The following is a 24,238-nucleotide window of genomic DNA, read 5'->3' as shown; positions in this document are numbered from 1 at the left end:
AGGCCACCTACAGGTCCGTCAGCCCTGCTGTCCTTCGTGTTCGTCTGCCGGTTTCATAGGGTGCGACCTTGATCGCTGGCGGACCGCAATGCTGATCTTGAGCAGATGCGGGGTGGCTCTCAGTGCGGACAACCGTCAGGCCGAGCAGACAACAGGCCGATCGCTGCCGTTGATTACCCTGACTTCGTGTTGGAACGCATTCGGCCGAATGCCCTGTCCGTTGCCATGAACCGTGCCAGCATCGGTGCGATCAGCTTTGCCGGATCTGCGATTGTCTGGCCGCTTTCACGGCCAAGCACATCGGCATAAGCGACAAGGTCGCGATGAACGGCGGCAGGCAGTTCGGCCGTGATCTTGACCGGACGGTCATCGGGAATGGCGGAAAGTTTCAGCTTGGTCATGATGGATCCTTCGGCGTGCGGTGAGGTATAAGAACAAGGTCGCGATTGACAATCACGCGAACCGGAAAACCGGGCCGCACGGTGAGCGTAGGCTGGACATTGAGCTGATTGCGTACGAGCTGCTGGCCAATATTGGCGGCCGAATCCTGCGCGCTTTCGCGGATGGCCTTGGCGATTTCGCTTTCGTCGTCGCTGGACCCAAGCGATGTCCCAATGCCCAGCAATGTCGAGAGTGCTGCGGCCCGGAACATCTGGCCCCAATGACGGTCGACCTCGTCCTCCAGCCCGGAAAATCCTTCAGCGTCTGCGCCCTGCTGGCGCTCCAGCACGATCGAGGTGCCGTCAGGCATGATCAGCCGGTTCCAGACCAGCAGCACGCGCGACTGGCCGAAGGCGACGTGGCTGTCGTACTGGCCGATCAGCCTCGCACCCTGGGGGATCAGAAGATTGGATCCTGTCGGGCTGTCGTAGACATTTTCCGTGACCTGAGCGGTGATCTCGCCGGGCAGGTCGGAGCGGATGCCGGTGATAAGGGCAGCCGGTATAACGGTACCAGCTTGCACCACATAGGGCGAGGCTTTCTCGGCGAGCCGATTGGGACTGACGGTGCGACGTTCTGGCTCGGCATTGACGAAGGCGAGCTTGCGGTCCTGCATGTTTTGCGCGGCACCAGGCTCGAGCGATGGCTCCTCTATCGGCAATATCGGGCCGGACAACGCGTTTGCGACGGTATTTCCCGCACCAGCACCTTGTGTCACCGGACTTGGCCGCACATTGGTATCGGTGAAAAGTTTTGCCACTCGTGCGGCCTCGATCTCGGCCAGTCGGCGTTGTTCTTCCGGATCGGCGCGCGGCGCACTGATGTTGGACGGCACAACCGGCTGGCCGCGCTCCTGGGCACGCAAGATCGGCCGGCCGAGGTCGCCAGGCAGCGCGGGGCCGAGTTGCGGAACGCCAGCATAATCCTTAGGCAGGTTCTGCAGCCCGTCGGCTGTCGTGCGGTTTTCGGTGGTGAAGAGCTCGGGCGGTTGCTCGATCCCGCGCCGTCTGGTGTCGAGCGCCCAAATCAACGTGCCGAGGATCGCAGCGCTGGCAATTCCACCAACGCCTAACAGCGTCTTGCGCGACAATCGCGTGACCCTGGCCGGCTCGGGCCGCAGGCGCAGTTCCGCTCGAATGTCCTGGTTGGGCACATTTGCAGGGTCGCTCATCGGAACAGCCTGGTGCTGGGCGAGGTTCGTTTCCCGTCCGTGCGTACGATGCGGACGCGCTTCTCGCTCGTCTTGTCGCCGAGCCTCAATTCAGCGGCGGCAAACAGCCGATCGACGACGTAGTAATTCTGGCGAGCACGGTAGTTGACCAGTTCCGAGCCGCCCGATGGGCCGATGACAAAGAGCGGCGGCATTTCGCCCTGCCCTATGCCTGACGGGAACTCGATATAGACTTTTGCACCGTCGTCGAAGGCGCGAAGCGGCCGCCAGGGTGCTGTGTCGCCCTCGATGCGATAGCGGAAATTCAGCTTCTGGAGGTCGACGCCGGATGCGACCGGCTGTGCGGCGGAAGCCTGCGCGTTCTGGCGCCGCAGTGCAATCAGCTGGTCCTGTGGATACTGCCAGGAGACCGAGGCCATGTAGGTCTTTTCGGTCGAGCGCAGCTCGAGATGATAGGTGCGGCGGTCACTGTTGATGACGAGATTGGTCTGGAGGTCTGGCCGCGTCGGCTTGACGAGAATGTGGACCTGCTGGCGCTCCCCTGCCCCACTTTGTGTATCGCCGATGATCCAGCGCACCGTGTCGCCAGCGGCCACAGGCCCGGAGCCGACAAGCTGCTCGCCGGGCTGCAAGGCGATGTCTGTGACCTGACCGGGCGCGGCATAGATCTGGTAGAGCGCGCCCTCGCTCCACGGATAGAGCTGGATGGCATTGACGAACCCGTCGCGAACCGGCTGCATCCTCGCTGCCTCGTTCGCCTGGCTGATCCGCTGCTTCGGATCGGTCGGCTCCGGCTTCACGTTCGTGGCCTCGACCGGTTTCAACTGACCTGGTAGCGGAAGCGGTTTTGGCACTTCCACCACCTTCACCGGGCCAGGCGGGTCGACCTTGCGCACGGCAGCCACCGCATCGTCGTAGGCGATTTCCGGCGGAATATATTTTTTGGAAGCACAGCCGACGAGCGTCATCGCTGACAGCAACGCCAAGCCAAGCATATGTGCGTTGGGCGCATTGCGCGTGGCCGGTCTCGCCGATGTTCTTGTTCGTGCCGCACGCATCATGAAAGCTCCTTCGACCAGTTGATGGCGTTGACATAGACGCCGAGCGGATTGGCTTTGAGCCGGTCGGCGTCGCGGGGTTGTTGAATCACGATGGTGAGGATTGCGGTCCAGCGCTCGGTGCCGGCCAGATTGCCATTCTCGTAGCGGCGCTCGATCCAGGCGACGCGGAACGAATCCGGCGAAGCACGGATGACGCTGGAAACCTCGATGGCGACCTGGAGTTTGCCCACTTTGGCAAAAGGGTCGTTCAAGCGAGCGTAATCATTGAGGGAAATGGCGCCGCGGTCTGTGGTGTAATCGTAGGCGCGAAGCCAGTTTTGGCGGACGATGACCGGGTCGGCCGGAATGCTTCTGACCTGTTCGATGAGGCGGGCCAGATGCCAGGCGATCTGAGGATCGGTCGGCCGATAGTCGGCAACGGCCGGGGCGACAACCTGCGCCTCGCCAAACTTGTCGACCTGAACCACCCAGGGAACCACCGAGCCGCGCGTCGACTGCCAGACCAATGCGGATGCAAAACCGCCGGCCAGGACGAGCGAGCCGAAGGCCATCAGCCGCCAGTTTTTCGCCTGGACGCGAGCCGAGCCGATGCGCTCGTCCCAAATCTGGGCGGCACGCTGATATGGCGTCTCGGGATGAGGCGTTTTTCCGTAACGAACAGAAGGGCGTTTAAAGGGGGTCATCGGCGGTCGTCCTGATCGAGGGAAACATTCATCGAACCGCCGCCATGATCGCTGGAGTGGACTGAATGCGCGGCGATGCTGGCGCCGTGGCTCATGGCCTGGCCGCGCTTCATGCGTTTTGCCCAGGTTGGCGGCGAGTCCGCACTGGAGTCGGCGGTGTCACCCGAGGAAGCTCTTCCCACTGACTGTTCTCCATTCGTCGCAGCCCAAGCTGCCAGACGGCCGGCCTCGTAGCTGTCGGACAGGGCTGACGCGGCGCGCGACATTGACTGCTTGACGGGTTGAACAGCAGCGCTGGCACCAGCCTTGGCGACACCCGCCATGCCGGCGGCGATTGAGCCAGCACCACTTCTTCCGGATGTGGCTGCGCCAAGTTCCCAGGCGGCCGAAGTGCTGCCGGCCAGGTGTGCGCCGCCGCGTGCGGCTGCTGCCGATATGCGTCCACCGGCATTGAGTGCGCCTGCAGCACCGCCTATTGCGGCGCGGGCACCCATAGCGCTGGCAAGGCCAAGGCCGCCAGCCGCGAGGCTCGTGCCAACAGCGGCACCTGCGCCCAGTTGCGGGGCACCAGAGACCAGCCCCGTCGCAATGCCGGGACCGAAGATCGACAGCCCCATCAGCGACAGAGCACCCAGGACAAGCGACAGCGCATCTGTGATCGTGGGTTGTTCGGCGCCAAAGCCGTGGGTGAACTCGCCGAAGAGACCCGAGCCGATGCCGACGATGACGGCAAGCACTAGGATCTTCACGCCGGAGGCGACGATGTTGCCGAGCACCTTTTCAGCGAGGAAGGCGGTCCGGTTGAACAGCGCGAAGGGGAGCAGCACAAACCCGGCAAGCGTTGTCAGCTTGAATTCGACCAGCGTGACGAAAATCTGGACGGCCAGAAGAAAGAACGCAATCAGTACGATGGCCCAGGCGATCATAAGCACTACGATCTGGACGAAATTCTCGAAGAAAGAGACGTAGCCCATCAGCTGGCTGGCGGCCTCGAGGATCGGATTGCCGGCGTCGATGCCGACTTGCGCGACGCGGCCCGGCTGCAGCAATGCCGAGCCTGAAAGTGCCGAGCCTCCAGCCTTCAGGCCGAGCCCGGAAAAACTCTCGAAGACGATGCCGGCCAGACGGTTGAAGTTGCCGATGATGAAGGCGAAGAAGCCGATATAGAGCGTCTTCTTCACCAGCCGGTGCAGCACGTCCTCGTCAGCGCCCCAGGCCCAGAACAGGCCGGCAATCGTGATGTCGATGACGATCAGCGTGGAGGTCAGGAATGCCACCTCGCCGCCGAGCAGCCCAAACCCGGAATCGATGTAGCGGGTGAAAGTTTCGAGGAAGCGATCGATCACGCCGGTGTCGTTCATGGCGCCACCGTTTCCGGATGATGCCGGTCTTCCGCGAGAGGTGGTGTTGGCGGTTGGAGCGGCAACATTCGGCTCGGGTCTTTTTCGATCGACGGAGCCGCATTTGGCGCTACGGGACGAGATGGCCGCAGGAAGCGTCGGCGGTTTTCCGCCCAGGCTTTCCTGCAGGCGTCGTCATCAATCGCCGCCATGCCAATGTCCCGGCATCGGGCAAGTTCGACGCTTGCCGGCTCGCCGCCCGGATGTGCGGAGCGCGGGGAGGACGCGTCCTGTGAGCCGTCGCCGCGCAGCGCCATGAAGGCGGCGGTCATGGCGGCGCCAAGGGCGAGAACGGCTGTCATCCGAGCGGCGATCTTGAGATCCATGCGTCTTCGCCTCAGTCGTGGAACATTTTTACGGATGACGGGCTGTAGCTGCTGCCCGTCATGAAACGGCTGAACTGTTCCCGCGCCTGCTCCTGCGCTGCCGCCCTCCTTGCCTGCTCAAGGGCCTCGGCTCTTCCTTGTGCCGCCAGCATCGCGGTAAGATCGGCAACTTGCTTGGCCTGCACGGCAAGAAGCTGGTTGCCGGCCTGCGTCGCCTGCAGCACGCCGACAGCCGACTGGCTGGCGCTCACCAGCGCGCTCGTCTGCTCTTGTGTCCCTGCGATGTTGTCGACTGCGACGGCGCCGGTTTTCAGCGAATGCTCGAAGGCAGACACCGAGGTCTGCCAGCGTTGATGCGCACCCTCAACAAGCTGCTGGCTGGAGAGATCCGAACCGAAATTCTTGTAAGTGGAGGCAAACTGGCTCTCGATGTCCTGGACGCTATAGGCCAGCTTCTCGGCCTCGCCGAGCAGGGCCTTCATCTCGGAAAAATTGCCCTCGATCTGGCCAAGCAGCGAGGTCGGCAGCGAAGTGAGATTCTTCGCCTGGTTGATCAGCATCTGCGCTTCGTTTTGCAGCGAGGTGATCTGGTTATGGATCTGCTCCAGGGCGCGCGATGCCGAAAGCAGGTTTTCGGCATAGTTCCTGGGATCGAACACGATCAGCGCCGATGCTGGTGCCGATGAAAGCGCCGTGGCGACCGCGATGGCGCCGGCTGCCGCCATGCGACGGATAAGGCTGCCTGCAAGAACGGAATTCATGACGAAATCTCCTCTGTGGACTGGTCGATCACATTGGTGAGATTTGGGATGAGGTCGGCCGCCCAGGAGAGACCGCGCTCCGCTAGCCAAGCCTCGAGAAAATGGTCTCGGCCGGCCTCGGCGATAATCCGTTCGATCGCGGCCTGGTCCGATTTGGACGACGTGGCGCAGAGCGCCAGCGCGATCGGACCGAGCCCCAGTTCGAACAGGCGGTTGCCGCGGCGGCTTTGACAGTAATAGTCGCGCTTCGGTATCGCCCGGGCGATGATCTCGATCTGGCGATCGTTGAGACCAAAGCGTCGGTAGATCTCGGTGATCTGTGGCTCGATGGCGCGCTCGTTTGGCAAGAACAACCGCGTCGGGCAGCTTTCAACTATTGCCGGCGCGATTGGCGATCCGTCGATGTCGGAAAGCGACTGCGTGGCGAAGACCACGCTGGCGTTCTTCTTTCTCAGCGTCTTCAGCCATTCGCGCAGCTGGTCGGCGAAACCGCCATCGTCGAGCGCCAGCCAGCCCTCGTCGATGAGCAGCAGTGTTGGCCGGCCGTCCATCCTCTGCTCGATGCGGTGGAACAGATAGGCAAGCACCGCGGGAGCAGCACCTGTGCCGATCAGGCCCTCGGTTTCGAACGCCTGGACGGAGGCTTCGCCGAGACGCTCATGCTCGGCATCAAGCAGATGGCCATAAGCACCGCCGATACAATAGGGACCAAGCGCCTGTTTCAGTAGCGAGGACTGCAGCAGCACGGACAGGCCAGTCAGCGTCCTCTCCTGGACTGGCGCAGAAGCGAGCGACGTCAGCGCCGACCACAGATGTTCCTTGACCTGCGGCGTGATGGCCACGCCTTCGCGCAGTAGAATGTCGAAAAGCCAGTCGGCCGCCCAGGCCCGCTCTGGCGTATGATGGATGCGGGCAAGCGGCTGCAGCGACACGGTGTGAACGTCGTCCGACAGATCGGCCAAGGTGAGCAAGGACAACGGATCGTCAGACCCCTGCCCGCCTGGGGCATTGCTTCCGAGACTGTGCCAATCGCCATTCATGGCGAGCATGGCCGCGCAGATTGAGCCGCCGAAATCGAAGCCAAAGACCTGGCTGTTTTGGTACCGCCGGAACTGAAGCGCGATCATCGCCAACAGGACCGACTTGCCGGCGCCGGTCGGGCCGATGACGAGAGTGTGGCCGACATCTCCAACATGCAGGCTGAACCGGAACGGCGTGGCGTCTTCCGTTCTGGCGAAGAACAGCGGCGGAGCGCCAAAGTGCTCATCCTCGATCGGCCCTGCCCAGACCGCGGAGAGCGGAATCATGTGCGCGAGGTTGAGCGTGGAAAGCGGCGGCTGGCGAATATTGGCATAGACATGGCCAGGGATACTGCCCAGCCAAGCCTCGACAGCGTTGACGCTTTCGGCGATGCAGGTGAAGTCCCTGCCCTGAATGATCTTTTCGACCCGACGCAGCTTTTCGTCGGAAATCGAGGGATCGGCATCCCAGACAGTCACGGTGGCGGTGACATAGGCTTCGCCGATCTGGTCAGAGCCCAGATCCTGGAGCGCTGCGTCCGCATCGGCCGCCTTGTTGGCGGCATCCGTGTCGACGAGAACGGACGCCTCGTTGGTCATCACCTCCTTGAGGATCGCGGCGACAGATTTCCGTTTCGCGAACCACTGACGGCGTATCTTCGTCACCAGCTTGGTCGCGTCGGTCTTGTCGAGCATGATCGCCCGCGTCGACCAGCGGTAGGGGAAGGCAAGGCGATTAAGGTCGTCGAGAATCCCCGGGAAGGTCATCGTCGGAAACCCGGTGATGGTGAGTGTGCGCAGATGCGCCTCGCCAAGCCTCGGCTCTAACCCGCCGGCCAGCGGCTGATCGACAAGCAGGCCATCGAGATGCATCGGCGTTTCTGGTACGCGAACGCCATGCCGCTTGGTCGAAATGGTTGAGTGCAGGTAACTCAGCGTCTCCCCATCGTCGAGCCAGTCAGATTCCGGAACGAAGCCTTCGATGAGGTTGAGCACGCGGTCGGTGCGATCGACAAAACTCTTCAGGAGCTCCCACGGATCGACACCGGTCTTTTCCCGGCCTTCGTAGAGCCAGCTCTCCATTCGCGACGCCTCCTCGGCCGGAGGCAGCCACACGAAGGTGAGAAAGTAGCTGCTTTCAAACAGCACACCGGAGTCTTCGAACTGTTCGCGACGCTCGATGTCGAGAAGTGCGGATGCACAATCCGGGAACCGGCTGTCGGGGTAGCCGCTGGCGGGATTGCGCTGCGCTTCGACAAAAATTGCCCAGCCGGAGCCGAGACGGCGCAGCGCGCCGTTGAGCCGCGCGGTTTTGCCGACCAGCTCGGCCGGCGTGGCGGAGTCCAGATCCGGCCCGCGAAAACGCGCCGTTCTTTGAAAACTGCCGTCCTTGTTGAGCACCACGCCCGGCGCCACCAGGGCGGCCCAAGGCAGATAATCGACGAGGCTGGCACTCTTCTTTCGGTATTCCGCGAGGTTCATCATGGCGAAAACCTCAACATCCGAAATGCGTGGGATAGCGAAGGTGCCGGCGAACCACATCGATGAATTGCGCATCGCGCTTTGCCGCCCAGACGGCCACAACATGCCCGACCGCCCAGATGATGAGCCCCGCGATCCACAAACGAAGTCCCAATCCGACCGCGCCGGCCAGCGTGCCGTTGGCAATCGCGACTGCACGCGGCGCGCCGCCGAGCAGGATCGGTTCGGTGAGTGCGCGATGAACCGGCGCGAAAAACCCACGGATCTCCTCATCCATCAGATCAGCGCTCCGCCGCCGAAGGAGAAAAAGGACAGGAAGAACGAACTTGCCGCGAAAGCGATCGACAGCCCGAAGACGATCTGGATCAGCCGGCGAAATCCGCCTGAGGTGTCGCCGAAGGCGAGCGAAAGGCCGGTGATGATGATGATGATCACCGCCACGATCTTGGCGACTGGTCCCTCGATCGATTCGAGGATTTGCTGAAGCGGCTCCTCCCAGGGCATGGAAGAACCGGCAGCATGGGCGGGTGCAATCATCATGATCGCAGCGGTCGCCGCATACGACAGCTCCACGACAGGCTTGCGGAAAGCCGATGAATTGAAGCGGATCTGGGTCATTCTGAAGCTCCATAGGGCGAGTGGTGATTCAAGGTCGTTGTGGTCTCGAGATTTGCTTCCAGGGTGCGATAGTCGCCGGTGGCCGGATCGAGCCCGTCGACCAAGGCGATCTCGACGAGCCGGCGCGCTGAGCCGCGGCCAGCGAGAACCGCGATGAGATCTATGGTTTCGCCAATCAGTGCGCGCGGAACCGTAACGACGGCCTCCTGCACGAGCTGCTCCAGTCGGCGCAGTGCGCCAATGGCAGAATTGGCGTGAATGGTGCCGATGCCGCCGGGATGGCCGGTGCCCCAGGCCTTCAACAGATCGAGCGCTTCCGCGCCGCGTACCTCGCCGATCGGAATGCGATCGGGCCGAAGTCGCAACGACGACTTCACCAGATCGGAAAGCGAGGCGACACCATCCTTGGTGCGCAGCGCCACAAGATTGGGCGCAGCACACTGCAACTCGCGCGTATCCTCGATCAGCACGACGCGGTCGGCGGATTTGGCCAGCTCCGCCAAAAGCGCGTTGACCAGCGTGGTCTTGCCCGTCGATGTGCCGCCGGCCACCAGCACGTTCTTCCGTGTCTCCACGGCAAGCTGCAGGACGTCAGCCTGGCCTTCGGTCATGATGCCGGCGGCGACATAGTCTTGAAGCGTGAACACCGCGACTGCCGGCTTGCGGATGGCGAATGTTGGTGCCGCGACAACAGGCGGCAACAGACCCTCGAACCGGTCGCCGGTTCCAGGCAGTTCAGCCGAAACGCGCGGCGAGCCCGAATGCACCTCCGCACCGACATGGTGCGCCACCAGCCTGACGATCCGTTCGCCGTCGGCCGCGATCAGGATTTCATTGCTTGCAACGAGTCCTTCGCTGAGACGATCAACCCACAGGCGACCGTCGGGATTCAGCATCACCTCGACAATGGCTGGATCGTCAAGGAAGGCTGCTATGGCCGGGCCGAGAGCGGTGCGGAGCATGCGCGCGCCGCGCGACACCACTCTCTTGCTGGCATGATGGTTGGTCGCCATGCGGGGTCCCCGTTTCTCGCCACGAACTGTTTCGTGCCGCGGTCGGGGATCATTAGAAAAGGCAGGAGCGTCGGCCTTGCAACAAGCAAAGCCGGCGATCGTGCGATGACGTGCAGAGACTTGCGAAATGCGGTGCCGCGACCGCGATAGCTCAGCAACCCGGTGCCCGACTGGCCATCGCCGCTCAAAAAGAACAGGCGGCTATATCTACGAGAAGGCATATCTGCTGCTGGCATCGACCAACAAGGATCGCTTTCGCCGATCGAGACCCACCGACCAGTGTCATCGACCGCCCGACACTTCAAGGGGTGATGTCTTCCATCAGCAGCGCCACCATCTCGTCGGCGTCCCTGCCGCGAAGTTCGGCGCCGCCGCGAGCAGCCGGTTGGCGCGACGAGCCACGTCCACACAGAGGTCGGCCCCCGGCGCGGCGCGGCTGTAGGCGAGGCTAGCAGGTATGTTGAAGAGCCTAGAGAACTATGGTAGAAATTGTCAGAAAGGTAGATTTTTGGAGCTTCTCGTGTCCCTGAACATCAAAAATCCGGCCACCGTTGCTCTCGCCGATGAACTCGCACGCCGCCAGGGTATCAGTAAGACAGCAGCCATTCATCAGGCCCTGAGCGAGCGCTTGCACCGCTTGGGCTTTGGAGAGACCGCTCAGGAGCGGCTGCTGGCAGAATTGCGCGCCATCCGAGAAAGAGTGGCACGATTGCCTGAACTGGATAGTCGCAGCGACGAGGAGATCATCGGGTATGACGAGCATGGAATTCCTAACTGATGGTGATCGATACCTCAGCTGTTGTAGCGATCCTTCGGAGCGAGCCTGAGGCAGCAAGGCTGGAACGAGCGCTGGTCTCCGACCCAATCCGTCTGGTCCCGGCAACCTGCGTGCTCGAGGCACGCATGGTGCTGGTCAGCAGGCGCGGCGAACACGCGTTGGCCGAGATCGATCTTTGGCTGCGCAAAATCGAGGCCGACATCATTCCTGTCGACTCCGAATTGGTTGATCTGGCGACCCAGGGTTGGCTGACCTACGGCAAGGGCCACCACCCGGCGGCACTGAATTTTGCCGATTGCCTCTCCTATGCTTTGGCAAAGCGTGCAGACGAACCGCTGCTTTTCATCGGCAAAGACTTCTCCCAAACGGATATCGAACCGGCATGAGCACGAGACTCTAAGATCATCGGCTGTCTCCAGCTTGAACCCTGTAATAGCGCCCAATCAGTTTCGATTCTGTCGGCTGGGCCTGCATCAAGGGGCGTCATGCCAATTGGTCCCAAAGCAGAGCAAGCTGGCGTCTTTCGTCCCTTCGATCTGGCGCTGCTGGGCCGCGTCTTCGATCGGTTGGAAGTTGAGGGCCAATCCAGCCGGCCAACATGTAGCTCAGACATTCACGGCCGCGACGCTGGTCGCGCGAATAAATGATGGGCTTCGTCGAAAACGGCCCTTGGTAGGACCCGAAGCTCGCTTGCTTTGTAGGGGAGATGCTCGAGATATTGCGTCGTCAGCCAGGCAACCACTTGCGCTTGGGCCAGGTCGCGACGGCGCTTGATTGGCTCGCGATCAGCTCGTTTTGAGACCCAGAATTTGTGAGCGGCAAAAATACGCGGATCGGGAACCACGAGCCGCAACGGTCCGCCTTTTTCATCGATGGCGATTGCTTCGAAAGCAGGGGCATTTTCCAACCATGCCAGGCCGGCGATCTCGGCGGGCACCAATTCGTCGTCGGCCTTCCCGACAGTTTCCCGGCTCGGCTTCCACGCCGGGTTTGCAAGCGGTTTGATCAGATCCACGAGGTATCCGTCGCGGTTCACCGCGCGGAACGTGGCGGATGAACGCTCGAAAGACCGATCGACCTTGCGCAAAAGGTTGATGAGCGCTCCATGTTCGACGTTGGCGCCAGACATGATCCGGAGGGACTGGCGCGAGTCCATGAGGAGATCGATATCTTGGGTCGATGTGATTCCGGGATCCACGAACACTCCGGCCGCCGCCTCATAGGCGTAGATCGCATTCGTGCCGGCAATACGAATGCCTTCCCCGAGAAGACCGGCGTTATCTATTGCCCTGATAATTCTTGCGGCGATCAGGGGAACACGTCCAAGTCGGAGCGCGCGATTGACAGCAGATTGGCGCTCCATCTGCTCCTGTCGCGCAGAGAGCGTTTCTTGGGCGGACGCGCGAGCTGTTTCCCAATCCGCCTTGACAGCTTCGCTCGCCGGCGAGCGCCGACCCTCTGCCTTTTGGTGTCGTACGCCAGCGGCGTCGTAGTAGCTTCGCATCAAGTGGTCAATGCCGTTCACGGTGTGCCAGACGAGGGATCCCCGAAAGCTCTTCGCCTTCCTTTGGGCCTCCTTGAGCGCAATGAAGCGTTGGTCGGAATTGACTTTTTCCCGACGCTGATCGTTATTTAATTCAACAAAATCAGCCAATTCAACAGTTACCCTGCATTTAGCTCCGAGCTGTTGCAATACACAATAGGCGGCGGAGCGGCCAGTTGCAACAGCTCTCACGTGATTCCATTGCGACTGTTGAAGTAGCTGTATTAATTAAAAAATATGACGACAGAGCAGCTTTTCTACGGCAACGCAGTCGAAGCAAAAGCGCCGCTCGGACACGGCCTTCGCTGGTTCCATTCGATCCGCAGACCGGGCCGGTGCAAACGGTGTGAGAAAGGCTACCAAAGTGGCGGAACAAATCATGATCATTTCTCATTGTGGTGATCATCAAGGGAGATTGATCATGGCCGACCGGCACAACCCAAAAATCGAGACATCGGCAAATGTCGAAAAGGACCCGGAAGATTGGGTCAGCGGAGATGACCCAATGACTCCCGCACAAGCCTCCTATTTGAAAACTCTGGCCGAACAGGCCGACGACCCTGACGCCTATGCTGACGGCCTCAGCAAGGCGGAAGCTTCTAAACGCATTGATGTACTCCGGGAGAAGTTGGGCCTGTAGCGTCCGCTCGTGGGCTTTCGTATCCAGCGAAGGACAGCTCGAGCGGGTCGAATTTGGACAGTTTTGCTGCAGGTTGTGACCCGTGCTATTTAATTTTTCTGATTCAGCGCATTGCCGCTCGACTCGCGATCGAGACGACAGACGGCGGATGGGAGCGGCTTTTAGGGTGCAGCAGCCCGGCATCCGCCCTAAGCTCACCAAGACCTCGCGCCCGCTGGTCCAATCCTGCTGTCGAAACAGATCAGGACGTCCCGATGATGGCGATGGTCTGCAGAGACACAAAAAGGACAAGGGCGATTGCAGCGCCCCAGAAGAGAACTTTTTCGGTGCCGCGTTGCTCTTCCTCGCGAGATATGTCTTTCGCCATTGCATGCATCCTTTGCGAAGGTCAACGACTTAGCAACGTGCCGCGCGAAGACTGAGTTCCTGCAACTATCTTGCCCCTTCGGCACTGAGAGAAAGCTCTCGGAATCAAGCCTCGTGTTGTCCAACCGTCGGTTGGTGGACGCATTGCAGCTGATGCATCTAAAGTCCCTGTGATCCACGCGCACAGGGCATGCCGACCCCGAGCCCCCGCCCGGTGCAACAGCGCTTGATCGCCCCCGCCGCACCAACCTGTGCGGCGGGCTTTTTTACTCACGCGATGGAACACCGGCGCGCAGGGAAAGTTCTGCCCACGCAGCAACTCTTTCCCTCATATTTTTGCTGCCAGATCGGATATCTTCGATCGGCCCGCGTCGTTCTTATCCTCCGGCGACGCGGGCTCGCCGTCCTCGCTATCGGTTGAGTAGCCACAGAACAAACGAAAGCACGATGCTGATCAGAATCCCGGTGCCGATCGGAACATAAAACGTGAAGTTCTCACGTTGGATCACGATGTCACCGGGCAATCTGCCCAGACCGATCCGAGACACCCAAGGCCACAATAGGCCTATGGCAACTATGATCAAACCAACGACGATCAGAGTTCTGGACATGGCGGCATCCGACCGGGACTATGGTGGCTGCCCTTGGCTGGGCTCATTCTCATTGCTGTTTTGCTGTCGTTGCGCCTCAATTTCTCTTGGTTCTTCCTGTCTATCTTCGCTGTCTCGTAGTCAGCATCGCCGACTGCGCGAAGCAATTCGTCCTGGTCAGGGCCTACGGTGTCCCAAATGCTCAGAGTCGTCGATGCCTTATCACCAATCCGTCCGAATGCCGTTCTCCTCGTTGATCGCCGCCGAGGATACCTGGTATCGTTGCGGGCACCCAAAGGAACTTCTCGTCCGGCGTCTTTAATTCATGGAGGCAAACAATTCGTATGCAGTCATTGGGCAGTTGACGACGCCCTTTACGTTGAAGGTTGCGACGGTGGTCATTCTCACCTCAAGCCGATCCGCTCCATCGCACCCGCGGATTGCCGTGACAATGCCCCCTTTCCCCGCCCGGCCTGAAGTGCTTAGCTGTCGTCCTTATAAGACTTGGCGGCTTCATCGATCTTACGCCAATCGTTTCCGTGGCGCCGCACAAGCTCTCGCGCTTGGGCTGGCGACACACTTTGCGTTTCGACGATGTGGTTCACTTCCGTCTCCTCGCCTTTCAGGGGACGCGAACGAGGGCTAGTTGGCCGTCTGGCCGTTGGGTTTTCTGCATCTCGTCTGGGCATGAGTGGACCTCTCCTGGAGCAGAATAACGATCCGGCGCGGCGAAGGTTTCGCCACGCCGGGCGCGTTGAGCAGTTTCACCGATCGCCTCATTGGCTTCCCCTTGCGGCTCTGACCGTACGTTCTGGTGTTCTTGGACCCAAATGAGCTGCACCGCGTTGTTTGAGAGCAGTGCTGTGCTTTGCAATCTGATGAAAAAATCCGACGCCCCTGGTGCACCGCAGCCAGCTCCTGGTGCCGAAGCGCGCTTTCCGTACGATCGCGCGGCGGTTGAGCGGTTTCGACAGGCATTCCCGCGCGCCAGGTGGAGTGACGAGCGCAGAAGCTGGTTCGTGCCGGGAAAGACTGCCGCGCGGCGCGTCCAGCGCTGGATGGCGCAAGAGGCGGATCTACGAGTAGCATATGATGACAGCAAGGGACGGGATGCCTTCGCCTTCGATCCCCTGTCGAGCCGGTATCTGGAAATCGCGGACGACCTGCGCATCCGCACGCCATATTCGCGGACGGTCCTCGAGGAACTGCGAGCCGTTCCATGGGCGAGCTGGGACGACGAACTGCGGGCCTGGAGGGTGCCTTTCCGCTCATACGAGGAGTTGAGGCGCCATTGGCCAAGCATCGAAAGGGCCGCAGGCCGCGCAGAACCGGACGAGAGGAAACGGCGACGGGAAGCGTCCAAAGACTCCGAGGAAGATAAAGCCGCTAGATTGCGGTATGCCGAACGCAGGCGACGTCGCTATCCATTGCCTGCTGACGATTTACCCCGGCTTGGCCTTACCGTGGCGACGGAGCAATACGGCATCGTCGTCTTCACAGACATTTCGGGTGAACTCGTAGACGCCTCGGAATTAGCAGCGTTCTATCCGCATTTGATCGAGGCGGACGTCGACCATGTCTGGGGCAGATGGCGTCCGGCGACGTTGGCTGAATTGATTAGAACATGGCCCGCTCGGCGTGCTGCCGAGTTAGCGGAACGGCAACGAGGCTGGTGGCAGCCAACGCTGCCCGAGCTCAGGATCGCTCGCCAAAAAGCTCGAAGCTTGGCGCGAAGAAGGGCAAAGCTTGTGTCATCGTTCTAGCCTTTCAGGCCCGGCGCTTCCAGCGTCTGTCCGGTTGCCATTGTGATTGAAATGTCCCCCGATCGGAGCCTCCCATGTGCAACGATAGCGAACAACATATGGCCTGGCTGAATATTACCGGATGATAGCGCCGCTGGCCTTGAATATCCCGAGCCTGAAAACGAATTTGACTTGCGCTTAGGCGCACGACACCCGCATTGACTATTCGGCTCCAATAACCAGCGTGGCAGGTAAAGCCGTCAAGCGGCTTCTATGACGTTTGGAAGCCGGACCTAACGGTGGGCCTGTGTTCAACTTCCGCTCCGAGGGAGCCGTCACTTTGGGAACAGCACGCGATACCTGTTTCCGGCGTCGGCGTTCCTCCGCTCCACGCACCCTTTATGGCCATCGCCGGACCGAGAGGAAGTCCGTCGCTCCGCTAACCGTGGTTGGGCAAGCGCGCCAAGGTCATCGCTGAAATGTTAAACCATTTCTGCAGAATTTGACGCACACAAAGGCCGATCCGAGGCCAACTGGGAGTGCATACCCCAGCTTGGAATTGTGCGGAACCGTACGAAGCCGATTGCAAGCAACCAACCTGGTTGGCCGGGCATTAATTTAGCAAAGCGTGAATTAGGAAAGCATCGGGAGGAACACCATGCTGCACGTTAACATGCCTGGTGAATTTGAGGTCGGCGATGAGGTTGCGCTAGCAGGTATCGTCATCGCGATTCTCCCCAGCGGGCGCGCCAGGGTGAGCATTCCTTCGTATGACCATCCTTATACGATTGATCCGCCACCGAAAGTCCGGGCCGGCGACCGAGTGGTTCTTGTTGGGGACGTCACCCGCATCGATTGCGGAGGGAACAAACTCACTGTGCGCATTGACTGCGGCGGGGTGATTACTGTCGATAAGTCGGCGATCACTAGGCTGAGAAAGCCCCGCCGGGCTCCAACGGGTTAACGCTCCGGCGAGACAACAGCCGGTGTCGGCGCGGGGAAGATGCAAGCGCCTTTGAACAGCCCAAGGGTGCCGCGCTGTCCAGTCGGATATGGAGCGGACGAACGGATAAATGGGAGCTCGACGCTAGGGCAGGCGCCCAGCGTAGCGCGTTCCTGGCGCTTTCGGATTACCGGTGAAGCAAGTCAGATCTTCGCATTCGCGATCGTCGCTCTCGGCAACAGGCGGCGCGCCCGTCCAGGACGCGTGGCACGTGTGCGCTGTGGAAGGAGACGACCAGCACATCCCGTGTGAAGGCAACGCGGCATCCCGCTCGACGGGAACTTTTCTCTGCAGCGAGCGCTTGGTCGCCGGTCAGACGCGATGGGCGCCGGCTCGTATCCATTATGGAGATCACATGTTCGTCCCGCCACCGATGCCCGCAAAAAGTCTGCTTCGGTGCGTCGCGACGGAACTGGACGACATGGTTGCGGTGGAGTAAGCGCCCTCCCCTGGGTTAACAACCGGTCGGTGACAGCCACGGCCACATCGACAACAACCGCAACGGCAATCAAGTCGTCGCTGAAAGCCTGCAAGGTGTCTGTCACGACACAGCGTGCCGGCAAAGCTACGCCCTCGCGACAGGGATTCGTTGTAAGCTGACCCGACGGCAACGCCGGCGACTACGAGTCGAGGTCGTAGGGCTGATGGCCCAGCTCGTTGTGATGAAGCGCCTCTGCCATACACCTGATGTCGAATGCCTGGCCGCACGCCGGGCAGACGACGAAATACTCCTCCTCCCGAAGTGGCAATGCGTCGTGGTCTTGGGGGATGACGATGTCATTGTATTCGTCGGGCATTGGGTCCTCCGGAAACCCGCCCGCTATGCTGGAACGCCTGCCAGCAGGATTTGTTTCAAAGTTATTGCGCCAAGGAAAGACCTGATGTCCGGTTCGGCAGCGATACCGTGCCACCGGGCAGTTTCAAAGTGATTATCAATCTTTGGTACGGCGCGGGCAAGAACCTGTTCCTCGGGGCGGCGAGGCTCGAATTCAACCAAGCATGCGCGGTCGAAAGAACTCCAATCCGGCAAGGCACACTGCTAGCCGAGATCGACTGTGGAGACGAATGCCGAGGTCCGCCGCTCCGATGAAAGGTGATCTGATGGGTATCAGCTGCGCAAAATAGCTCCGCAATCGGGCACCGGGGTTGGGCTTTTGAAGCGCCTGTCTTGCCGGCAGCTCATCCAGTTGCCGGCGGCGCTGGCGGAACATCGTCGGCTATCTCCTGCCTGAGCCTTGGTCCTTTGCTGAGCCGGCGACCGAGCGCATCGACGAAATTGTCGTAGCGCTGCAAGCCCTTGGCACGCGCCTCCGCTTGCGCCGATTCCGGCAAGGCTGGAGTCGAGTTGAGCCAAAACCGGACGAACAATGCTAGCGTCTCAATAGCAATTCCGACGTCACGCTCGACCCGCTGCACGCGTCGATCGATCTGGTCGAGGCGGCGAGTGATCGCCGCTTGCTTTCGTTCTTCGGCGTCCGGCGACAGGAACGACGCGAGCGCAGCCTCGGCGACCAGTGACAGCGAGACCTCGCGCCGCCCAGCGTAATCTGCCAGTGCCCTCATTACGTCAGGGTCGAGATAGGCAGACAGACGTCTTTTCTTGGCGTTCTTCATGCGCTCAAAGCTCAATGCCATCATTGGGGTCAAGGGCGGCCTGACGAGCTGCGCGTCTCATGGCTTGATCGACACTGCGGCGACGAACGGCGTCATCATCGGGCTCGTCCCTGTCGAGGTCGAACTCATCGTCGCAGCGTGGCGTTCGTTCCGGCGCGATGTCTTCGTGTTCGGGAAGCTCGGGCTGGCGGCGAATGCCGCCATTGGCCGGATCCTCGTCCTGCTGATCCCTGGCAAGCCTCAGCTTGCGAGATTTGCCTTCCGGCTCAGCAAGAAGTGTCGTGTCGGTCCAGTCCTCAGAGCGAGCGTTCTGCATTGTCCCTCCGGTCCTTGGCGGCGGCAAGACACGCTCGGCAAGACGCGGGTCGGCAAAGTAGCGTGCCTTCGTCGCACGGATTGGGAACTGGCCCGAGATCATAATGATCGCCTCGGTCGGGGGCAGCTGCATGATCTCGCCCGGCGTCATCAGTGCACGCGCCGTTTCCTGCCGCGAGACCATCAGATGCCCGAGCCAGGGCGACAATCTGTGCCCCGCATAGTTTTTCATGGCGCGCAACTCGGTCGCGGTCCCCAGAGAGTCTGAGACGCGCTTGGCCGTCCTCTCGTCATTCGTGGCGAAGCTCACCCGCACATGACAATTGTCGAGGATGGAATTGTTCGGTCCGTAGGCCTTCTCGATCTGATTGAGCGATTGTGCAATCAGGAACGACTTGATGCCATACCCGGCCATGAAGGCCAGCGCGCTTTCGAAGAAATCGAGCCTGCCGAGCGCGGGAAACTCGTCCAGCAGCATCAAAAGACGCTGCCGGTGATCCTTCGCGTGAAGATTTTCGGCGAGCCTGCGGCCGATCTGGTTAAGCACGAGTCGCATCAGCGGCTTTGTGCGACTGATGTCCGATGGCGGCACGACCAGATAGAGCGTCGTCGGCCGTGCCTCCTCGACAAGGTCTGCGATCCGCCAGTCACAGTATGACGTCACCTTGGCCACAACTGGATCGCGGTAGAGGCCCAGAAAACTCATGGCCGTCGAGAGCACGCCGGAACGCTCGTTCTCGGACTTGTTAAGCAGTTCCCGAGCAGCCGACGCCACGACGGGATGCGGGCCTGCATCACCCAAATGCCGCGTCAGCATCATGGCGCGCAGCGTTGCCTCGATTGGCCGCTCTGGATCAGAAAGGAAGTTCGCCACGCCTGCGAGGGTCTTGTCTTTCTCCGCATAGAGCACGTGCAGTATTGCGCCGACCAGCAACGCATGGCTGGTCTTCTCCCAGTGGTTGCGGCGTTCCAATGTGCCTTCTGGGTCGACCAGGACATCCGCCACGTTCTGCACATCTCGAACTTCCCACTCGCCCCGTCGCACCTCCAGCAGAGGATTGTAGGCTGCGGATCCAGCATTGGTCGGGTCGAACAGAAGCACCTGGCCGAAACGGGCCCGCCATCCGGCCGTCAGTTCCCAGTTTTCGCCTTTGATGTCGTGGACGATTGCCGAACCCGGCCAGGTCAGTAGTGACGGCACGACCAGGCCGACGCCTTTGCCGCTTCGGGTCGGTGCGAAACATAGCACGTGTTCCGGACCGTCGTGGCGTAGATAGTGTCGGCCCAACATACCCAGGATCACCCCATCCTGACCGATCATCCCAGCGGCCTTGATTTCGTCTCGCGTCGCCCAGCGCGCCGAGCCGTAAGTCGTGGTATCCTTTCCCTCGCGCGCCCGCCACAGCGACGTCCCGATCGCTGCGACGATAGCCATGAGGCTTCCGCTCGCCGCAATCGCCGCGCCCTCCAGGAAGACGTTCGGCGCGTAGGCGTCGTAGAAAAACCACCACCAGAAAAAGGCTGGCGGCGGATAAACGGGGTGTCCAGCCAATTCGAACCACGGCGGACCGAGTTGGCTTTGAAAGTCGAGCCGCCCTGCCGTCCACTGTGTTGCTCCCCATGTTGTCGCGACGACGATCAGAAAGGCGGTGAGTATCTGGCCCCATAAAACCTTGCTTGCCGGCATCGGTCGTTTCCCAAATGGATGATCGGAACAACCGAAAAGCTCGAATTCCTAAATCCGCAAGAAAAAAGGGGCGGTCGAAGCAGCATGGCGTACCCGCACGTGGAAAGACTTGCCCGATGCGATCTCGAATGTTGAACGAGCATAGGGGGGCTGCTTTCTTCTGGAGCCGTTGAGCCGCTACTTGCCCAATGATAGTTAGTTGTCTCGGCTCAGATGGCATTTGACGAGATGGACGGGTTCTTGGAGAACCACGGATTGCGCATGACCAAATGAACAAGAGTCCTCAGCGGCGCGCCGAGCCGGAGAACACTCTAGTCCCGGCAAGTGGTGGTCAGCCGTTCTGCTGAGCTCGAATCTTACCGCCTCCCTGATCGGTAGCGCGATAGATCCAGAGCCGACTCGATGAGCAGACCCATCAAGTCTGTTCAATTTTGTTAATCAATTCAGTCACATCAACTATTGCCATGGACTTTCGTTGGAACTGTTGCAAGCCGCGCCGGCCTCACGGATCGCGGAATCTATTGGGCCGCACCTAAGTTCCAGATGTCCCGATGCAGGCGCCATGTCCCGTCGCCCCCTTTTTTCCAAACGACAATGTACTTGCCCGCAACGGTGGAAGGGGCACCGCCTTTGCTCGGCACACTGAGCGTAAATGCGCCAACTTCGTAGGCGAGATTCCCGCTCCCTTCCACTTCCAGCGCCTTCAGGGTGAGATTCTTCATCCCGGCCTTGATTGCGCCCTGCCAGAATTCTTCCACGCCCTTGCGGTCATCGACGCGTTTGCCGTCGGGTGGCAGCAGAGCGGCATCGTCGGTATACATTTGACCTACCGCTGCTGCGTTTCCGCTGTTGAAGGCGTCCATGAATTTTACCAACGCCGCTTCGATGTCCTCACGAGCCGAGTGGGCGGCCGCAGACAATGCAGACGAAAGAAGCAGCACAGCAGCAAATGCAAATGACTGAACCAGTCTCATTTCGTCCTCCCTTGCGTACCCGACATGCCGACCCGATGAATAGCGCCGACCCGAGGGCGCCGCGGCGTTCGATGGCTAGGCGCGGATTATATTAGACTTATCTGATATGACGGCGCAAGCGCAGCTGCGACCCTCTGAACGACCAGCGTAGCAGCTGCCGGAGAGCTTCAAAGCGGCGGCTACCGCCTCACTGCCCTCCTCGTCTCGACGAAAGAGTTCGTTCGAATGATGCTTTTCCGTGGCTTTGCTCGCAAGTTTTCGTCAGCCAGCGCAGGGCCTCCTCTTACGCTCGCTGGTCGTCAAGGCCCAGCGGCCACTAGCTGACAGTCCCCCCGCAGCCAAGCCGCTGGGCCCTCGACGTGGGGAACGAGCATTGGAGACGATGTCGCGCTTTCCGTTACAGCCCGAAGGCGGGTGACAGATGACCGTGTCAGCCTCTCCACCCGAGCTACGATTTCACGCATTCGATCAGGCACAGCTCTCTCGGGCTAGCGCGCCAAGCATGAGTTAGCTCCCGAATGAGCAGGTGCCACCCAGTTCAACTTCGGCCCTTGCGCGCGCAAAGTATTGGGCGAGATCGATCGGCAGTCCGGTCGGCAAATTGGGGCAGCGATGGCGAGAATGAATGCCAGGAACTTCCCTTCGGTGCCGCTTCGTCGATCTGTTTGCCGAGAAGACGCGCGCGCTGCGTGCCGTCCCCCATAACCGCAGAGAACTCACTTCAGGTCACACACACACACACACGACGCCACCGAGATCCTGCATCAGTTTTCTACTCCGACGCCGCCACGTCACCAAGATCAGTCGCGAGCGTGATCGCGGCTATCAAATCGGGATCGCGCGCCGGAGCGCTCTATGAGTGAGCCCCGAACGGCGCGGTTCTCCTCGAGCAATCCGGCTCGACGTAAGGCGGGCCATCCGTGCCGGCCTCGTGACTAAGAGACGGGCGAATGGCGGTTCCTGGACTCACCTTTTTGTCATGAAGTCGCTTCCTTGAGCCGGTGGCGGAGTTCTTGCTTGATGACTCCAGCACCGTTTAGAATCGGTTTTCGGAAAATTTGTCTTGTGGCATCAATTTTCATGGAATAGGATCATTTTTCACAGGTGTTGGCCCAGCTGAACCAAAATTCGATGAAAGGATTCGCTTTTCATGCCTCCGGTGCAAGAGCACCAATTTTCAGGTCCTGTTACCGTTTTTCAGGAAATCCGCCTTCCTGAAACGGCGACCCCGGCCGGGTACAGCGCCCTGGTCGGAGCCTACAGGCTCGCCGTGCCCTTGCCCCGTAGGTTGTTCGCCACGGGCGAGCATCATCGCATTACCGAACGGGATGGCTGGCGGATCATGACCCCCCGCCACGCCCCAAATCCTACCCTCGAAGGCCACCTGACCTTTGCGCTCAAGTACGAGGGACTGGACCTTGCCGTCCTCAAGCGGCTGTTCCAAGTGACCGGTCCCACGCCGATCGAGGCGCTGGTCCGTGAAAGCCCGACCGGCAGTTATGCCCGCCGCATCTGGTTTTTATATGAATGGCTGAGGGGCGCCCGTATCGATCTGCCGGACGCGGCGGCCGGACGATACATTCCGGTTGTCGATCCCGAGCTGCAGTGGCCCGGACCCGACAAGACCGCTTCGCGCTACCGCGTAAGGGACAATCTCCCCGGCACGCGTGAGTTCTGCCCTCTGGTGTTCCGCACCAAGATTCTCGAAAAATTCATCGGCCTTGAACTACCGCGGCGCGCGGAGGCAATCGTAGCGGACGTGCCGCGCGACCTTCTTGCTCGGACCGCCGCCTTTCTTTTGCTCAAAGACTCGCGATCAAGCTATGCGATCGAGGGCGAGCGCCCGCCGCAAGATCGCATCCAGCGCTGGGGCCGCGCCATCGGCGAAGCCGGCCGCTGGCCGATCGATCGCGATGAGCTGCTGCGTCTGCAAAGAATTGTACTTGGCGACGCCCGTTTCGCAAGACTTGGCTTCCGAAAAGAAGGAGGTTTCGTCGGTGAGCATGACCGAGACAACGGCACGCCCTTGCCCGATCACATCAGCGCTCGGCCCGAGGACCTGCCGCGGCTAATCGATGGAATGGCGGCGTTCGATCAGGGCCCCGCGCAAAACCTTGATGCAGTCGTAGCCGCCGCAATCCTCGCCTTCGGCTTTGTCTACATTCACCCGTTCGAGGACGGAAACGGCCGCATTCACCGCTACCTAATCCACCACGTCCTTGCCATGCGCGGCTTCAATCCGCCGGGAGTGGTCTTTCCCGTCTCGGCCGCGATCCTGGACCAGATCAACGAGTACAGGGGCGTGCTCGAGAGCTATTCGCAGCGCCTTCTGCCATTGGTGGAATGGGAACCGACGCCGCAATTCAACGTCCGGGTGCTGAATGACACCGGTGATTTCTACCGGTTCTTCGATGCAACCCCGCACGCCGAATTCCTCTATGCCTGCGTTCAGCGGACGATCGAACGGGACCTTCCCGAGGAAACCGCATTTCTGCAGCGCTACGATCAGTTCCGGCAGCAGGTGGACGCCTTTATTGACATGCCCGAGCGGTTGACCGATCTGCTCTTCCGTTTTCTTCACCAGAATGATGGACATCTATCGAACCGCGCGCGCGAAAAGGAATTCGCCACGCTGACCAGTGACGAGGCAGGAAGAATCGAGGCGATCTACGCGCAAACCTTTGGTGCCCATTGAAGGTGTGATCATCAGGATCGATTTTTAGTCCGACGGTTTGTAATTCCCTTGTCCCTGCCTTCATCTCCGAGGCTTGACTTGTCGCCGAGACATGCACGATTTTTTCCGCACGGTCTGACCGGCCGCCGATCAGCCGCGGCCAGAACGCGCTTGACAAACCGGAGCCGTCCCGTCCAACCTCACGCATTCACCAGGGGAGTCCCGGCAAGGGGCTGAGATACTGCTGGCATTCGCGGCGCAGTGACCCGTTGAACCTGATCCAGTTCATACTGGCGTAGGGACGGTGCAAGCGCTTGCGGGAGTTTACGCCCGAGGT

The 24,238-nt window shown here is 60.6% G+C and carries 24 protein-coding genes and 1 riboswitch; of the genes, 6 read left to right on the top strand and 18 right to left on the bottom strand.

The genetic code is table 11. The features are described 5' to 3' along the window. Positions 1-173: 173 nt before the first annotated feature. The 11 genes from NKJ93_RS11960 to trbB all read right to left on the bottom strand — a co-directional run bounded on the left by NKJ93_RS11960 (position 174) and on the right by trbB (position 9,975). Positions 174-401, bottom strand: a complete 228-nt coding sequence (locus NKJ93_RS11960) for a DUF2274 domain-containing protein (RefSeq protein ID WP_352589159.1) — start codon at positions 399-401, stop codon at positions 174-176. Then, positions 398-1,612, bottom strand: a complete 1,215-nt coding sequence (locus NKJ93_RS11955) for a TraB/TrbI/VirB10 family type IV secretion system protein (RefSeq protein WP_352589156.1) — start codon at positions 1,610-1,612, stop codon at positions 398-400. The genes NKJ93_RS11960 and NKJ93_RS11955 overlap by 4 nt, the downstream gene beginning before the upstream one ends. Next, positions 1,609-2,607: a P-type conjugative transfer protein TrbG gene (gene trbG / locus NKJ93_RS11950; protein ID WP_352589267.1), complete on the bottom strand. Its 999-nt coding sequence runs from the start codon at positions 2,605-2,607 to the stop codon at positions 1,609-1,611. The genes NKJ93_RS11955 and trbG overlap by 4 nt, the downstream gene beginning before the upstream one ends. Positions 2,608-2,669: 62 nt before the next feature. Continuing rightward, positions 2,670-3,356, bottom strand: coding sequence for a conjugal transfer protein TrbF (trbF, locus tag NKJ93_RS11945; protein WP_352589153.1), 687 nt, complete (start codon positions 3,354-3,356; stop codon positions 2,670-2,672). Continuing rightward, a complete protein-coding gene (gene trbL / locus NKJ93_RS11940; protein WP_352589150.1) occupies positions 3,353-4,717 on the bottom strand; it encodes a P-type conjugative transfer protein TrbL in 1,365 nt (454 codons plus the stop codon). The genes trbF and trbL overlap by 4 nt, the downstream gene beginning before the upstream one ends. Then, a complete protein-coding gene (gene trbK-alt / locus NKJ93_RS11935; RefSeq protein WP_352589147.1) occupies positions 4,714-5,082 on the bottom strand; it encodes a putative entry exclusion protein TrbK-alt in 369 nt (122 codons plus the stop codon). The genes trbL and trbK-alt overlap by 4 nt, the downstream gene beginning before the upstream one ends. An 11-nt stretch (positions 5,083-5,093) precedes the next feature. Beyond that, complete coding sequence (gene trbJ, locus NKJ93_RS11930; RefSeq protein ID WP_352589264.1) at positions 5,094-5,807, bottom strand: P-type conjugative transfer protein TrbJ; 714 nt, start codon at positions 5,805-5,807, stop codon at positions 5,094-5,096. A 32-nt stretch (positions 5,808-5,839) separates the two neighbouring features. After that, positions 5,840-8,347 (bottom strand): conjugal transfer protein TrbE, encoded by a 2,508-nt coding sequence (trbE, locus tag NKJ93_RS11925; protein WP_352589145.1) that lies wholly within the window; start codon positions 8,345-8,347, stop codon positions 5,840-5,842. Between the two features lie 10 nt (positions 8,348-8,357). After that, entirely contained in the window at positions 8,358-8,621 is a 264-nt protein-coding gene (locus NKJ93_RS11920) for a VirB3 family type IV secretion system protein (RefSeq protein ID WP_352589142.1), read from the bottom strand. Further along, positions 8,621-8,884, bottom strand: a complete 264-nt coding sequence (locus NKJ93_RS11915) for a TrbC/VirB2 family type IV secretion system protein (protein ID WP_254818676.1) — start codon at positions 8,882-8,884, stop codon at positions 8,621-8,623. Before NKJ93_RS11915 ends, NKJ93_RS11920 begins: the two co-directional genes overlap by 1 nt. A gap of 74 nt (positions 8,885-8,958) precedes the next feature. Further along, positions 8,959-9,975 carry a P-type conjugative transfer ATPase TrbB gene (gene trbB, locus NKJ93_RS11910; protein ID WP_352589139.1) on the bottom strand — a complete coding sequence of 339 codons (1,017 nt, stop codon included), beginning with the start codon at positions 9,973-9,975 and terminating at the stop codon, positions 8,959-8,961. A 520-nt stretch (positions 9,976-10,495) separates the two neighbouring features. On the opposite strand from trbB, the gene NKJ93_RS11905 reads away from it, so the two are divergent. Together NKJ93_RS11905 and NKJ93_RS11900 are read left to right on the top strand one after the other, a co-directional pair. Beyond that, the gene (locus tag NKJ93_RS11905; RefSeq protein ID WP_031195575.1) at positions 10,496-10,753 is read left to right on the top strand and encodes a type II toxin-antitoxin system VapB family antitoxin; all 258 of its coding nucleotides are present in this window, start codon (positions 10,496-10,498) and stop codon (positions 10,751-10,753) included. Beyond that, the gene (locus NKJ93_RS11900; protein ID WP_352589137.1) at positions 10,753-11,139 is read left to right on the top strand and encodes a type II toxin-antitoxin system VapC family toxin; all 387 of its coding nucleotides are present in this window, start codon (positions 10,753-10,755) and stop codon (positions 11,137-11,139) included. Before NKJ93_RS11905 ends, NKJ93_RS11900 begins: the two co-directional genes overlap by 1 nt. 227 nt (positions 11,140-11,366) lie before the next feature. Here NKJ93_RS11900 and NKJ93_RS11895 read toward each other — a convergent pair whose 3' ends face one another. Then, positions 11,367-12,407 carry a GSU2403 family nucleotidyltransferase fold protein gene (locus NKJ93_RS11895; RefSeq protein ID WP_352589134.1) on the bottom strand — a complete coding sequence of 347 codons (1,041 nt, stop codon included), beginning with the start codon at positions 12,405-12,407 and terminating at the stop codon, positions 11,367-11,369. 268 nt (positions 12,408-12,675) lie between these two features. Between NKJ93_RS11895 and NKJ93_RS11890 the strand changes: the two genes are divergently transcribed. Beyond that, on the top strand, positions 12,676-12,936 hold the full coding sequence (locus NKJ93_RS11890) for a DUF3072 domain-containing protein (protein ID WP_352589131.1): 261 nt from the start codon (positions 12,676-12,678) through the stop codon (positions 12,934-12,936). Between the two features lie 241 nt (positions 12,937-13,177). On the opposite strand, the gene NKJ93_RS11885 is transcribed toward NKJ93_RS11890, so the two are convergent. Both NKJ93_RS11885 and NKJ93_RS11880 read right to left on the bottom strand, forming a co-directional pair. Beyond that, the gene (locus NKJ93_RS11885) at positions 13,178-13,303 is read right to left on the bottom strand and encodes a hypothetical protein (protein ID WP_352589128.1); all 126 of its coding nucleotides are present in this window, start codon (positions 13,301-13,303) and stop codon (positions 13,178-13,180) included. Positions 13,304-13,712: 409 nt separating this feature from the next. Then, on the bottom strand, positions 13,713-13,913 hold the full coding sequence (locus NKJ93_RS11880) for a DUF2905 domain-containing protein (protein ID WP_352589125.1): 201 nt from the start codon (positions 13,911-13,913) through the stop codon (positions 13,713-13,715). 857 nt (positions 13,914-14,770) lie between these two features. Between NKJ93_RS11880 and NKJ93_RS11875 the strand changes: the two genes are divergently transcribed. Both NKJ93_RS11875 and NKJ93_RS11870 read left to right on the top strand, forming a co-directional pair. Continuing rightward, positions 14,771-15,655: a hypothetical protein gene (locus tag NKJ93_RS11875; RefSeq protein WP_352589260.1), complete on the top strand. Its 885-nt coding sequence runs from the start codon at positions 14,771-14,773 to the stop codon at positions 15,653-15,655. Between the two features lie 637 nt (positions 15,656-16,292). Further along, on the top strand, positions 16,293-16,598 hold the full coding sequence (locus tag NKJ93_RS11870; protein WP_352589122.1) for a hypothetical protein: 306 nt from the start codon (positions 16,293-16,295) through the stop codon (positions 16,596-16,598). A gap of 659 nt (positions 16,599-17,257) precedes the next feature. Here the strand turns inward: NKJ93_RS11870 and NKJ93_RS11865 are convergent. The 4 genes from NKJ93_RS11865 to NKJ93_RS11850 all read right to left on the bottom strand — a co-directional run bounded on the left by NKJ93_RS11865 (position 17,258) and on the right by NKJ93_RS11850 (position 21,227). Beyond that, a complete protein-coding gene (locus NKJ93_RS11865; RefSeq protein ID WP_352479403.1) occupies positions 17,258-17,434 on the bottom strand; it encodes a hypothetical protein in 177 nt (58 codons plus the stop codon). A gap of 382 nt (positions 17,435-17,816) precedes the next feature. Further along, entirely contained in the window at positions 17,817-18,251 is a 435-nt protein-coding gene (locus NKJ93_RS11860; protein ID WP_352494341.1) for a CopG family transcriptional regulator, read from the bottom strand. 4 nt (positions 18,252-18,255) lie between these two features. After that, on the bottom strand, positions 18,256-20,253 hold the full coding sequence (locus tag NKJ93_RS11855; RefSeq protein WP_352589119.1) for a conjugal transfer protein TraG: 1,998 nt from the start codon (positions 20,251-20,253) through the stop codon (positions 18,256-18,258). A 518-nt stretch (positions 20,254-20,771) separates the two neighbouring features. Then, positions 20,772-21,227 (bottom strand): YybH family protein, encoded by a 456-nt coding sequence (locus NKJ93_RS11850; RefSeq protein ID WP_051409569.1) that lies wholly within the window; start codon positions 21,225-21,227, stop codon positions 20,772-20,774. 1,150 nt (positions 21,228-22,377) lie between these two features. Between NKJ93_RS11850 and NKJ93_RS11845 the strand changes: the two genes are divergently transcribed. Continuing rightward, entirely contained in the window at positions 22,378-23,922 is a 1,545-nt protein-coding gene (locus tag NKJ93_RS11845; RefSeq protein ID WP_352589116.1) for a Fic family protein, read from the top strand. Between the two features lie 182 nt (positions 23,923-24,104). Continuing rightward, a riboswitch (TPP riboswitch) is annotated at positions 24,105-24,221 on the top strand. The last annotated feature ends 17 nt before the right edge of the window (positions 24,222-24,238 follow it).

Origin of the sequence: Mesorhizobium sp. M0028, from assembly GCF_040323855.1 — a bacterium.
In the GTDB taxonomy this organism is placed as follows: Bacteria; Pseudomonadota; Alphaproteobacteria; order Rhizobiales; family Rhizobiaceae; genus Mesorhizobium.
This window is presented reverse-complemented; position numbering and strand designations above follow the sequence as displayed.